Source organism: Campylobacter sp. GTC17093 (genome assembly GCF_055397635.1).
The window spans coordinates 1330335-1343612 of the sequence record NZ_AP038832.1; the positions used below are offsets into that span (position 1 = coordinate 1330335).

General features: G+C 29.2%; 13 protein-coding genes. 8 read left to right on the forward strand and 5 right to left on the reverse strand.

Annotated elements, in window-relative coordinates; translation table 11 throughout:
* From tyrS to ACZ5VL_RS06995, 8 genes are all read left to right on the forward strand, one after another.
* A complete protein-coding gene (gene tyrS / locus ACZ5VL_RS06960) occupies positions 1-1203 on the forward strand; it encodes a tyrosine--tRNA ligase (protein ID WP_464198262.1) in 1203 nt (400 codons plus the stop codon).
* The gene (locus tag ACZ5VL_RS06965) at positions 1203-2300 is read left to right on the forward strand and encodes a nitronate monooxygenase (RefSeq protein WP_464198263.1); all 1098 of its coding nucleotides are present in this window, start codon (positions 1203-1205) and stop codon (positions 2298-2300) included. Before tyrS ends, ACZ5VL_RS06965 begins: the two co-directional genes overlap by 1 nt.
* Positions 2284-3837, forward strand: a complete 1554-nt coding sequence (locus ACZ5VL_RS06970; RefSeq protein ID WP_464198264.1) for an N-acetylmuramoyl-L-alanine amidase — start codon at positions 2284-2286, stop codon at positions 3835-3837. The genes ACZ5VL_RS06965 and ACZ5VL_RS06970 overlap by 17 nt, the downstream gene beginning before the upstream one ends.
* A 53-nt stretch (positions 3838-3890) precedes the next feature.
* Positions 3891-4847: a methionine ABC transporter ATP-binding protein gene (locus ACZ5VL_RS06975; RefSeq protein ID WP_464198265.1), complete on the forward strand. Its 957-nt coding sequence runs from the start codon at positions 3891-3893 to the stop codon at positions 4845-4847.
* Positions 4848-4996: 149 nt separating this feature from the next.
* Positions 4997-5668 carry a methionine ABC transporter permease gene (locus ACZ5VL_RS06980; protein WP_464200299.1) on the forward strand — a complete coding sequence of 224 codons (672 nt, stop codon included), beginning with the start codon at positions 4997-4999 and terminating at the stop codon, positions 5666-5668.
* A 191-nt stretch (positions 5669-5859) separates the two neighbouring features.
* On the forward strand, positions 5860-6006 hold the full coding sequence (locus ACZ5VL_RS06985) for a hypothetical protein (RefSeq protein WP_464198266.1): 147 nt from the start codon (positions 5860-5862) through the stop codon (positions 6004-6006).
* Positions 6007-6073: 67 nt separating this feature from the next.
* Positions 6074-6847: a MetQ/NlpA family ABC transporter substrate-binding protein gene (locus ACZ5VL_RS06990; protein WP_464198267.1), complete on the forward strand. Its 774-nt coding sequence runs from the start codon at positions 6074-6076 to the stop codon at positions 6845-6847.
* 95 nt (positions 6848-6942) lie between these two features.
* Positions 6943-8553 carry a phosphoethanolamine transferase gene (locus tag ACZ5VL_RS06995; RefSeq protein ID WP_464198268.1) on the forward strand — a complete coding sequence of 537 codons (1611 nt, stop codon included), beginning with the start codon at positions 6943-6945 and terminating at the stop codon, positions 8551-8553.
* A 380-nt stretch (positions 8554-8933) separates the two neighbouring features.
* Here ACZ5VL_RS06995 and ACZ5VL_RS07000 read toward each other — a convergent pair whose 3' ends face one another.
* The 5 genes from ACZ5VL_RS07000 to ACZ5VL_RS07020 are packed head-to-tail and all read right to left on the reverse strand — an operon-like array spanning position 8934 to position 13248.
* Positions 8934-9332, reverse strand: a complete 399-nt coding sequence (locus ACZ5VL_RS07000) for a C-GCAxxG-C-C family protein (RefSeq protein WP_464198269.1) — start codon at positions 9330-9332, stop codon at positions 8934-8936.
* Positions 9333-9368: 36 nt separating this feature from the next.
* Entirely contained in the window at positions 9369-10280 is a 912-nt protein-coding gene (gene arsS / locus ACZ5VL_RS07005) for an arsenosugar biosynthesis radical SAM (seleno)protein ArsS (protein ID WP_464198270.1), read from the reverse strand.
* Positions 10267-11247 carry a heterodisulfide reductase-related iron-sulfur binding cluster gene (locus ACZ5VL_RS07010; protein ID WP_464198271.1) on the reverse strand — a complete coding sequence of 327 codons (981 nt, stop codon included), beginning with the start codon at positions 11245-11247 and terminating at the stop codon, positions 10267-10269. The genes arsS and ACZ5VL_RS07010 overlap by 14 nt, the downstream gene beginning before the upstream one ends.
* On the reverse strand, positions 11240-11890 hold the full coding sequence (locus ACZ5VL_RS07015; protein WP_464198272.1) for a TIGR04283 family arsenosugar biosynthesis glycosyltransferase: 651 nt from the start codon (positions 11888-11890) through the stop codon (positions 11240-11242). The genes ACZ5VL_RS07010 and ACZ5VL_RS07015 overlap by 8 nt, the downstream gene beginning before the upstream one ends.
* A complete protein-coding gene (locus ACZ5VL_RS07020) occupies positions 11875-13248 on the reverse strand; it encodes a DUF2064 domain-containing protein (RefSeq protein WP_464198273.1) in 1374 nt (457 codons plus the stop codon). Before ACZ5VL_RS07020 ends, ACZ5VL_RS07015 begins: the two co-directional genes overlap by 16 nt.
* Between the last annotated feature and the right edge of the window lie 30 nt (positions 13249-13278).

Consider the following 13278-nt stretch of genomic DNA (forward strand, 5'->3'; position numbering starts at 1 on the left):
ATGATAGAAGAAATTATAAAAGAACTAAAAAGAGGCGTTGCAGAGATAATAGATATGGAACGCATAGAAGCGCTTATAAAAAGATATTATGAAAAAGGTGAAAATTTTTATGTAAAGATAGGACTTGACCCAACTGCACCAGATTTACATCTAGGACATACTGTGGTATTGCAAAAAATGGCTTTTTTGCAAAAACATGGTGCTATAGTGCAGTTTTTGATAGGAGATTTTACAGCTCAAATTGGTGATCCAACTGGCAAAAGTGAAACAAGAAAAAAACTTGATGCAAAAACAGTTCTTAAAAATGCAAAAACATACGAAGATCAGGTTTTTAAAATTTTAGATTCTTATAAAACCGAGATTAAGTTTAATTCAGATTGGATAAATGATATCGGGGCATCTGGATTAATAGAGCTTTCTAGTACATTTAGTGTAGCTAGAATGCTAGAAAGAGAAGATTTTACAAAAAGATTTAAAAGTGGAGCTAGTATATCTATCAGTGAGTTTTTATATCCACTTTTGCAAGGTTATGATAGTGTTGAAATGAAAAGCGATATTGAAATGGGTGGAACTGATCAAAAATTTAATCTTTTAATGGGTAGAACTCTTCAAAGAACTTACAATATTGGTAAAGAACAAGCTATCATAATGATGCCTTTACTTGAAGGCTTAGATGGTGTAAATAAAATGAGTAAAAGTCTTGGCAATTATATTGGGGTTACAGAAGAACCAAATGATATGTATGGAAAACTTTTAAGCATTAGCGATGATTTGATGTGGAGATATTATGAGCTTTTGAGTGAAAAAAGTTTAGTAGAGATTGAAGAGATTAAAAATAGTGTAAACAATGGAAGTATGCATCCAAAAATTGCAAAAGAAAATTTAGCTTTAGAAATAACGACTAAATATCACGGAAAAGAAGCTGCAAATTTAGCAAAAATTGAGTTTGACAATATTCATAGTAAAAATGAAATTCCAACAGATATGCATAGTTTTACTATAAAAGATAGCCCGCTTTGGATCGTAAAAGCACTTGTTGAGTGCAAGATGTGCTCCACTAACAGTGAGGCAAGAAGAAAAATAGCTGAAAATGCGGTAAGTATAAATAAAAGTAAAATTTCAGATGAAAAATTGCAATTGATTTCAGGGGAGTATGTATTACAAGTAGGTAAAAAAAGCTTTGCTAAATTAAGGGTTATATAATGAGTTTTTCAAGTTTGAAAATAGGAAAATATGAGATTAAATTCCCGATCATACAAGGTGGCATGGGGCTGGGCATAAGCTGGGACAGACTTGCTGGAAATGTTAGCTTAAATGGAGGACTTGGAGTTATTAGCTCCGTTGGAACAGGATATTATGAAAACAAAGCTTATATAGAAAAAGAAATAAACTCAAAACCATACAATAGTGAGAATTTTTATTCATCTAAGGCTTTAAAAAAGATCATAGAAAATGCTAGAAAAATTTGTGCCAACTCTCCTCTTGGTGTGAATGTTATGTGTGCAGCAAATGATTATGAGAGAATAGTAAAAGATGCTTGTGAAGGTGGTATAAACATCATCATTTCTGGAGCAGGGCTTCCTACTAATTTACCTGAATTTACAAAAGATTTTAAACATGTTGCATTAGTGCCTATTGTTTCGTCTGCCAAAGCTCTTAAAATAATTTGTAAAAGATGGACAGGAAGATACGGTAAGCTTCCTGATGCTGTAGTGTTAGAAGGACCAAAGAGTGGCGGTCATCAAGGTTTTACTTATGAGCAGTGCATAGATCCCGAATATCAGTTAGAAAAACTTATTCCACAAGTTAAAGAAGAGATAAAAACTTGGGGAGATTTTCCGCTCATTGCAGCTGGTGGTATTTGGGATAAAAATGATATACAAAAAGCTATGGAACTTGGAGCAAATGGCGTTCAAATGGGTACAAGATTTATTGGAACTCACGAGTGTGATGCTCATAATAATTTTAAAGATACTTTGTTAAATGCTAATAAAGAAGATATTGAGCTTATAAAATCCCCAGTTGGCTATCCTGCAAGAGGTATTAGGACAAATCTTTTAAATTTGGTTGATAAAAGGATTGGACCAAAGATACAATGCATTAGTAACTGCGTTTCGCCTTGTCATAGGGGCGTGGAGTCAAAAAAAGTAGGATATTGTATAGCAGATAGACTCTATGATGCTTACGCTGGAGTTAAAGAAACCGGATTATTTTTTACTGGTGCTAATGGATATAAGTTAAAAGAAATAATAAGCGTAAAAGAACTATTTAAAAAGTTAATAGATGGTGAAAATTCTTAAAATAATATGTATTTTATGTGTTAGCTTTTGCTTGTGTTTTGGTGCATTTGCTGATGATATAAAGGCTTTTGATATGAATTTTAATTCTGCATCAAAAAGTGCAAAACTAAAGTACTATCACTCTATGAAAAACATTTATATCCAATCAATTCTTAAAAATAATAAAAACTTAAAAATAGACTCTCTAAAAAGGCTCATAATAAGCTCGCAAGCCTTAAATTTAGATTATAGTGAATATGAAAAAGAGCTTGCTGGACTTGGTGTAGCAAATTCTCAGACAAAACAAAATATAAAAGAAGAAATAAAAACTCAGCCAAAAACACAAAGCAGAACAATATCTAAAAAATTACAAAATCAAGATGTTGAAAATTCTTCACAAAATGAAACATTAAAACTTTTGGAAGTATCCAAAGTAGATTCTAATTCTATAAGACTTAAATTTAACAGAGCTCCGCTTAGTAGAGAAGTTAAAGAGTTTAATTTAAACAATAAAACTACAAATCGCTTTGTTATGGATTTTAACGGTCTTTTAATGGGCAAAACAAGAAGTATAAAAAATTACATAAGTGATGAGATTAGAATAGCCCAGTTTAACAATCAAACTCTAAGAGTTGTTTTTAGTGATAGTAATAAATTAGAGTATAATATATCAAGGGATGATAACTATATTATAATAACTTCAAATAAAAAACCAATTAATAATAATGCCTCAGTAAATAATGGTACTACAGTTGTAATTCCTGCTAAAAAACAGACAAATATTCAAAGAGCTGATAACGTAAAGATAAATTCTGCAAGAGCGAATAATTCAAAAGTACAAACAAAACAAATTATATCCACAGATAAAGTAAAAAGATCATCTAAACTTATAGTCTTAGATGCTGGTCATGGCGGTAAAGATGCAGGTGCAATTGGAAATGGGTATTATGAAAAAAATATAGTTTTGCAAGTTGCTTTAAAAACAGGAAAGATTCTTAAAGATATGGGTTATCAAGTAGCTTATACTAGAAGTAGTGATAAGTTTATAAATTTAAGGGATAGAACAAAAATGGCAAATGATAAAGCAGCGAGTCTTTTTATATCTATTCATGCAAATGCGGCACCAAATTCATCAAAAGCTAAATCAATGAGTGGTATAGAGACATTTTTCCTAAGTCCTGCAAGAAGTGAAAGAAGTATGAATGCTGCAGCACTTGAAAATAAATCCGACATAGAAGAAATGAATCACTTCTCAAAAATGACATTCTTAAATTTTTTAAATCGAGAAAAAATAATCTTATCAAACAAACTAGCTATAGATATTCAAGCAAATTTGCTAAATAGTATAAAATCAAAATATCAAGTAGTTGATGGCGGTGTTAGAGAAGCTCCATTTTGGGTTTTAGTTGGTGCTTTAATGCCTGCTGTTTTAGTTGAAGTTGGATACATTTCACACCCATCTGAAAGCAAAAAAATAGCAAGCGATGATTATCAAAGTGCATTAGCTAGAGGCATAGCTAGAGGCATAGAGGATTATTTTGCAAAAACTTCTATGTAAATTTGTGCATTTTTGATATAATTTTTAAGTTTAATATAATATAAAGATACAATATGATAGAAGTTAAAAATTTAGTTAAATTTTATGGCGATACAAAAGTTATTAATAGTGTTAATTTTAGTATAAAAGATGGTGAAATTTTTGCTCTTGTTGGACATAGTGGAGCAGGTAAAAGCACTTTACTTAGGTGTCTAAATGGTCTTGAGAGCTATCAAGATGGAAGCGTAAAAGTAAGTGGTAAAGAGATAAATAAGTTAAAAGAAGGCGAACTTAGAAAATTTAGAAAAGATGTTGGTATGATATTTCAACACTTTGCTTTGATGAGCAGAAAAACTGTTTTTGAAAATGTCGCAACACCACTTATTTTTTGGAAATATGATAAAGAATATATAAAAAAAAGAGTTAATGAGCTTTTAGATATTGTTGGGTTAAAACATAAAGAAAATGCATATCCCAAAGAGCTAAGTGGTGGACAAAAGCAAAGAGTTGCAATTGCTAGAGCACTTGCTTTAAATCCCAAAATTTTACTTAGCGATGAAGCAACTTCTGCTCTTGATCCAAATACTACAAAACAAATTTTAGAACTTTTGAAAGATATAAACCAAAAACTTGGCATTACTATAGTTATAGTTACTCATGAAATGGAAGTTGTAAAAAACATAGCAAATAGGGCAGTTTTATTGGTTGGAGGAGTTATAAAAGATAGTGGGCATATTCAAGATATGTTTTTAAAACCAAGCGATGAGATGAAAGAATTTTTGGGAGAAGATGAGATATTGCCTCAAGAGGGTGTAAATATAAGATTATTTTTTCCAAAAGAAGTTGCATTTGATTGTGTTATCACAAATATGGCAAGAAAACTAGATAAAAATTTTAATATCGTTTGGGGGCGAATCGAAAAACTTGGAGAACAGGTTTTAGGACTACTTGTTATAAATATAAAAGAAGAAGACAAAGACAATGTTTGTGAGTATTTAAAAAATAGCGGTGTTATTTGGGAGATTGCATAATGAAAACATTTTTTATAACATCTTTTGTAGTTTTGTGTCTTTTTTTCTTATATCCTTTTTTTATGGGAGAAAGTATTTTTGCAACTATTGATGGTTTTTTTATAGAGCCTGTTTTTGATACCATATTTGCATCGCTTAATGATAAACTTATGGATGTTTTGGGAACACATACATACAAGATAGCATTTGAAATTCTTCTAAAAGCAACTTGGGAAACTCTATATATGAGTATAACTGCTACATTTTTTGCTTCTATCTTGGGTCTAGGACTTGCTATAATTCTCGTTTTGACAAGGCGCGGTGGTCTAATGGAAAACACGAAAGTTTATTTTGTGCTTGATATTTTAGTAAATACGCTTAGAAGTTTTCCTTTTATAATACTGATAATAGTTCTTTTTCCGCTTGTTCGCGTTATAATTGGTACAAGTATAGGCACTGATGCTGCTATAGTTCCACTTACTATAGGCACTGCTCCTTTTATGGCAAGACTTATAGAAAACGCTCTAATTGAAGTTGATAGCGGAATAGTTGAGGCCGCAAAGAGTTTTGGCGCTAGTAAAATGCAAATTATTTTTAGAGTTGTTTTAGTTGAAGCAATTCCTGCGCTAATAAATGTTATAACTCTTAGTATGATAGTAGTTATTGGTTTTTCTGCTATGGCTGGAACACTTGGCGGCGGCGGTCTTGGTGATGTTGCTATTAGATATGGTTTTCAAAGATTTAGAGCAGACATAATGGCATATACCGTAATAATACTTATTGTTATGGTACAAGTTTTTCAAAGTACTGGAGATTCTTTATATAAAAAATCAAAAAGATAGGATATTATATAAATTTAAAAATAAATTTAATACAATCTTAAAATTAATTTTAAAAAGGTACATTATGAGTTCAGATATGTCTGACATGTGTGAAATGTGTCATTGCTTAAACATGCGTTGCCAAAAGCCTTTTTAGTCAAACACTTAATTTCCTTTAAGTGTTTTAGCTTATAAACATTTAAAGGAAATTTATGAAAAAATTACTCATAAGTTTATTTATAGATTCAAATTTAACACTTAGTTTATATGCGCAAAAACTTATAGTTGGCGCTACGTCTATCTTGCATGCTGAAATTGTTGATTTTATAAACCCTGAGCTTAAAAAAAGCTGGTTATGATACGATGCCAGTTCGCTAGTTTATAGAAGCAAAATATGATTGTTAGTGCATTTAAAAGGAGAGAAATATGAAAAAAATAGTTTTTAGTTTAGTTTTGTTATTTTTAGTAGCTAGTTTTGCAAACGCTACTGAAAAAATAGTAGTTGGTGCAACACCTGTTCCACATGCTGAGATTTTAGAGGTTATTAAACCAGAGCTTGCAAAAGAGGGATATAGTCTAGATATAAAAATCTTTAATGATTATGTTATTCCAAATATAGCAACAGATAGTGGCGAGCTTGATGCTAACTTCTTTCAGCATTTGCCATATCTTAAAGAGTTTAATAAAAACAAAGGCACAAAGCTTATAAATACAGTTTCAGTTCATATTGAGCCAATGGGAATATATAGCAAGAAGATTAAAGATTTAAAAGATCTCAAAAAGGGTGCAAAAGTTAGCATACCAAATGATCCGACAAACGAAAGTAGGGCTTTAGAGGTTTTAGCTACGGCTGGACTTATAAAATTAAGCAATGCAGAGCTTAAAACACCGCTAGATATAACAGAAAATCCTAAAAAACTTAAATTTGTAGAGATTGAAGCAGCTAGTTTACCAAGAACACTTGACGATGTTGATATTTCTGTTATTAATACAAATTTCGCTTTAAATATCAATTTAAATCCTAAAAATGATGCGCTTGCTCTTGAAAACAAAGATAGTCCATATGCAAATATCATTGTAGTTAGCGAAAAAAATAAAGATAGTAAAAAGACAAAAGCTCTTAATAAAGCTATCCAAAGTGAAGCTGTAAAAAAATTCATAGATGAAAAATACAAAGGCGCTATACTTCCAGCATTCTAACATTTTAAAAATAGCTAAATTTAAAATTTAGCTATTTTTATTTTATTTACATATATATACTACAATCCCATTTCATTTTAAAACAAGGCAATTATTTGAAAAACAAAGAACTCACACTTATAATGATAATATCAGCTCTTTTTGTAGCTTTTTATAATATTTCATTTTTTAGAAATATTTCTGCAATTTATGATATAAAAGAAAATTTTATATATTATATTTCTATAATTATAGCGCTTTTTTCTTTTAGCGTTTTCTTTTTCTCGCTTTTAAGCTCTAGTTATACTACAAAGCCATTGCTTATTTTAGTTGTTTTGATTTCATCTGGTACGGCTTATTTTATGGATAATTATAATATAGTTATAGATAATACGATGATTACAAATATAATTGAAACAAACTTAGCAGAAACGTCTGATTTGCTTAGCTTAAAGTTATTTTTGTATATTTTATTTTTAGGTATTTTTCCTGCAATATTTATCTATAAATTTAAGATAAACTATCCAAAATTAAAAACTAGAATTTTATCAAAGCTTAAAACTTTAGCCATTTTTTTACTCATTATAGTAGTTATTATGTTTAGCTTTTCTAAATTTTATACATCTTTTTTTAGAGAACACAAACATTTAAGATATAGTATAAATCCATTTTATTGGATGTATAATATTGGAGATTTTACAGTTAAATCTTTAAAAGGTGGGAGTGGTAAATTTCTAAAACTCGGAGAGGATGCTGTAATAATTGAAACAAATGATAAAAATAACAAAAATAATCAAAAAAAAGAACTAGTTATAGTAGTAGTAGGGGAGGCTGCAAGGGCTGATCATTTTAGTTTAAATGGATATGATAGAGAGACAAATCCTCTTTTAAAACAAGAAAATATTATTAATTTTAAAAATTTTACAAGCTGTGGCACAACTACTGCAGTTTCTGTTCCTTGTATGTTTTCTAGTTTAACAAGGGAAAATTTTAATAATGATAAATTCAAAAATCAAGATAATGTTTTAGATATTTTAAATAGGGCTGGAGTTAAAGTTTTGTGGAGAGATAATAACTCTGATTCAAAAGGCGTGGCAACTAGGATGGAATATGAGGATTTTAGAACTTCACAAAATAATAAAGTTTGCGAAGATGGGGAGTGCCGTGATATTGGTATGCTTGATGGATTAGATAAATTTATAAATAAAAATAAAGATAAAGATATCTTAATAGTTCTTCATCAGATGGGAAATCACGGCCCAGCTTACTACAAAAGATACCCGAAAGAATTTGAGAAATTTACTCCTGTTTGCGATAGTAATGATTTACAAAAATGTGATCAACAAAACATAATAAACGCTTATGATAATGCTATTTTATACACAGATTATTTTTTAAGTAAAGTTATCAAATTTTCTAAGAAATATTCTGCAAAATACCAAAATGCTGTAATTTATATAAGTGATCATGGCGAGAGTTTGGGGGAAAATAATATTTATCTTCACGGTTTGCCATACGCTATTGCTCCAAAAGCTCAAAAAAATGTAGGAGCTTTTATATGGCTTGATAAAAATTTTTATGATGTTGATCGTAAAAAACTTGAAGAAAAAGTAAAAAATGGCGAGTTTTCGCAAGACTATTTATTTCATACTTTGCTTAGTATTTTTGAGATAAAAAGCGAAATTTATGACAAAAATTTGGATATCTTAGATGGCACTAAAAAATAACATATTTGTTACGCCCCCCCCCATTTTTGCTAACTTTTATATCGTATTTTTTGAATTTACAAAGCTAGGTCTAAATTTATTAATTACTTTTTTATTTGTATACTTATAGCTACTGCTGGTGAGATTAAAAAAATAACAAATATGCCTTGCTCTAAGAATCTTGAAATTTATGGTGGAGATTATTTTTATATCAGTATTTTTCAAAATATCCACAAAATTTACATCTAAAACAAATTTTAATAACTTTATTTCTTTAGCTTTAAATTGAAGCATGGGAATTTATAAGGATACATTTGTAAGTTTATAGTTTCTATGCTTATGACATGGTTTGAAGTACTTATAATTTCTAGTTTAGTTTTATTGTTATTTTCTTTTTATCATTAGGAATTACTATTTTTATGTAAAAAATCAACACCAAATTTTACAGCTTTTGGGCAAACTTTAGAAAAAAGATTTTGGCTGATTATTTTTTGTAACTCATCTTCTTTGCTTAAATCATAACCCAAAATACCTCTACACTCCAAACTTTTAAACTCTTTTAAAAATGCTTTATCAAATTTAGCTTTTATCTCTTTAGGATCTTTAAATTTAAGCCCAAAAGCCATATATGCTCCAGTTACCGCTCCGCATGTTGTACCTGTGTGCATACCACCTTCAAAGCATGCGCTTAAATTTTTTATCATATCCTTTGTTAAAATATCGCTACAGCTTTGATTTAATACGATTTGCGTGCAGTTTTGCCTACACCTAAAAGCAGTTCTAGCTTCTTCTTCTGTCATTTTTTATCCTTTTTTACTCAAATTTTGCATATAAAACTATTTTAAAGCACCACTACAGCTAGATCCTGCTCCAGCTACGCATCCAAGACAGTGCTGTTTTAATATTATATTCTTGCTAACTTTATTTAAATTTTCCAAATTTTCATTTAAGCTAAGTCCCAGCATTTGATTAAAATCACAGTTATAAATTTGCCCATCAAAACCAACTGAAATCTGATTTTTACACATCAAATTTGGTATGATAGTTTCGTTGAAATTATCTTTTAAAAGTTTGATATAATCTTCTAATTTGCCATTTTTTTCAAGATCGTTTTTAAATCTACCTATAGGCATATTTGTTATCGTAAAAAGATGACTAAAGACTATGCCATAATTATCAAAAAGCATTTTTTTGTAATCTTGTTCAAGTCCATTTTGATCTCCTGGTAAAAATGCTCCACCTGGATTATAAACCAAATTTAGCTCCAAATTTTTGCCATATCCAAGCGAGTTTAGGCTCTTTAAAATTTTTATAGATCTTTCAAAGACGCCAGCACCTCGCTGTTTATTAACATTTTCTTTTGTATAGCAAGGAAGACTTGCTACAAGGGATATCTTATTTTTAGCATAAAACTGGGCTAAATCTTTGTATTCTTTTTCATCCAAGATAGTTAAATTTGTTCTAACTATGATTTTTTTTGCAACATTTCTTAAGTTTTCTATTATGTATTTGAAATTAGGATTCATCTCTGGTGCTCCGCCTGTGAGATCAAGTATTTCAAATCCGCTATCTTTAAAAGACTTTATAATTGCATCGGCAGTTTTTTTATCCATTACATTTTTGCCTTTTGGACTTGCTTCAACATGACAGTGATGACATGCTAAGTTGCAAAGATTGCCCAAGTTTACTTGCATTGTGGTAAATTTATCTGTTGTTAAAATGTCTTTTAAAAACTCATCTGCTTTCATTTGCTCTCCTTTTATAAAATTTAAACTTAAGCAGGTTTTTAAGGTAGTTTGTATTTGGTGTTTCATGGATGCCTACAAACTCACTTGTTAAGTGTTTTACATTTTTTATGCCATTTTTTTGAAAGTTTCCAGCACAAGTTGCGCAGTATGTATAGACATTTTCTGCATTTTTTTCTTTTATTATATTTATATTATTTTGATAAACTTCTGGCTCATCTTTTTTAGCTAGTCCGCCCATTCCACAGCAATTTACTTTTTTAAAAGTATTATCAAATTTGATATAGTTTTTAAAGTTTTCAAAAATTTCTTTTTGAAATTTATCAGGGCAGGGGAAAAATAGATTCATTTTTTCTTCTATATTTTTCATAAGCCCAAGTTCTTCAAGTTTAAGATATATACTTGAAATTTCTATGCCATTAAATTTATAATGATTTTTAAAAAAATAGTAGCAGTTTGGGCACGCTGTTATGATTTTTTTAACACCTTTATTATGAAGTAACTCTTCTAAATGATTTTTTGTTTTACCAAACTCTAAATTTGCTTCATACAAAGGTTTTCCGCAACAATCAATGCTAAAATCAATGCCTTGTTTGCCTAAAAGTTCTATTAAGTACTCAGTAGTTTTTGGAAAATATCCAGGAAAGTTACATCCAAAAAACATAAGTTCAGATGATTTTAAATTTGAGTTATTTGCGTAGATATATGGGGATTTAAACGGACTTTGTTTTGAGAAATTTAAATAGTTAAATTTTTTTGGTTTTTGTTTTCTAAGATAAAGCGAAATCTCCACTCCATCTATATTGACAGGGCAAATTTGTGTACAAATATCGCATAAAAAACAGCTATAAGCAAGATCTGGACGATTATAAAAATCAACTAAATTCAAATCATATTTAGTTAAAAAATCGCATTTTTTAGTACAAGCTGAACAGTTTATACATTTTTGTAAATTTTTAGGTTTATGCATTATAAAACCTTGCTATCTTCTCATCGCTAAACCCCGTTTTAAACATAAGACGAGAAAACTGCATCTTAAGCATGGTTTTTAATATGCCATTTTGCATAAATCTTCTAGAACTTGTCATGATAAATCCATCTAAGATTTTAAACTTAAAACCATTTTTTTTAGCTTTTAAGCTAAAATCATAATCTTCCATTATGGAAATTTCTTTAAATTCCCCAAGTTTATAAAAAAGTTCTTTTTTTATAAACATTCCTTGATCTCCAAAAGCGATGCTTTTAAATTTAAGTCTTAAATTTGACATAAAAGCGCAAATTTTCATTAAAGGTTTATTGCTATCAAATTTGATTTTAAATGCGCCAAGCTCATGTATTTTTAAAAAGCTTTCAATTTTTAAAATACTATTTTTGTTAATTTTACTATCAGCATGCAAAAACCAAAGTATTGGATATTTTGCATGTTTTGCCCCAAAGTTCATTTGAGTTCCTCTTCCTTTTTTAGATTTTAAAAGTTTGAAATTTTGCGTATCATAGCTATTATTATCGCCACTTACAAATATAAGCTCAAACTCACCTTTTAAATTTAAAAATTGCTCTAAAAAAGTACTTAAATTTTTTTCTTTATAAATTGGAACTATGATGCTAACCATCGTTTCAAATTCCTTATAAACTCTTTTCCTAAATAAAATTTTATCTTTTCATAAGCAGGACTTTTTTGTTTTTTTGTATTATTTACATACGCCATACAACACCAAGAAAATCCACGAAATAGTGTAAATTTATAGTATTTATTAAATAATTTTTCACTAAAACTTACAGATTTGGCATATTCATTTAAAAATACATCCATCTGCTCTTTTTTTAATACAACATCGCTTTTAAAAAATGTTGTAGTTGGAACTAAAAAATGAGCTAAATCTTGTTCTTTATCTCCAATTAACGGCTTTTCCCAATCAATGATGTAAGATTTTTTACCTATAATAAAATTTGAGTTATTAAGCTCAGTATTTATAATGTTTTTAGAAGAAATATCATCTTCTAACCCCATTGTCTTAAGAGTAATTTTAAATATTTCAAGCATATCCAAAACATCACTTTTTGCACCATCAAAGCTTTCATATATACTTGACATTTTTAAGCACTCTTGAAACATTTCTAAAAATGGCTTTTTTGCTACTATCAAATTCGAGCCATTTGTATCAAAAGAGTGAAGTTTGGAGAGTAGGTTTGCTGCTATTTTTAAGTCTGTTTCGTAATTTAGGACTTTGCCGTCTAAAAATTCCATACTAAAACCACCTAGTGGCAAAAATACGCTTTTATCGAAAAAATCATATACTTTAGGGGTAATATCAAGAGGTTCTAAAAACTTAAGCGCATTATACTCGTAAAGACTTGGATTTTCAACATTAATTTGTGAATCTCTTTTTATTCTAAGTATCTTTTTAATGCCATTTTTACAATATGAGAAATTTGCATTATATTCTCCTTTAGCTAAAAAATTGGTTTTGCACCCCACTATAAAATCGGCTATATCGTTTATTGTATCTATATCTGAAATTTTAGGAGTTATTTCATAGCTTAAATTTTCTTTTTGGACGGCACATATTGTTTTATCAAATACAAATTTGCTGCTAAACTTCTCAAGATTAAAAATGCTTTTATTTGGTTTTTTTAATCCAATTAGCGAATATCCTCCATCGTCGCTTGGCGAGATAACAACATCTTTAAAATCTAAAATTTCAAATGAAAGATTTAAAATTTCAGGTCTTAAATCACTTAAATCAGAACCTATTAAAATAACCTTTTCATATCCAATAGAAAGAATATCATTAAATGCATTTGACATCTTTTTGCCTATATTTTTACCACTTTGTTTTTTAACTTCATAATCCTTAAATTCGAAATTTCCATCAAGATATATAAAAATTTTAGCATTAATTGTATTTAAAATTTTTAAGTTTTTTTCTATGAGAAATTTTTGTAAATTTGAAGCATTATCATCGCCCATGAAATAGGCTAGGCGAGTTTTACAAAAGCC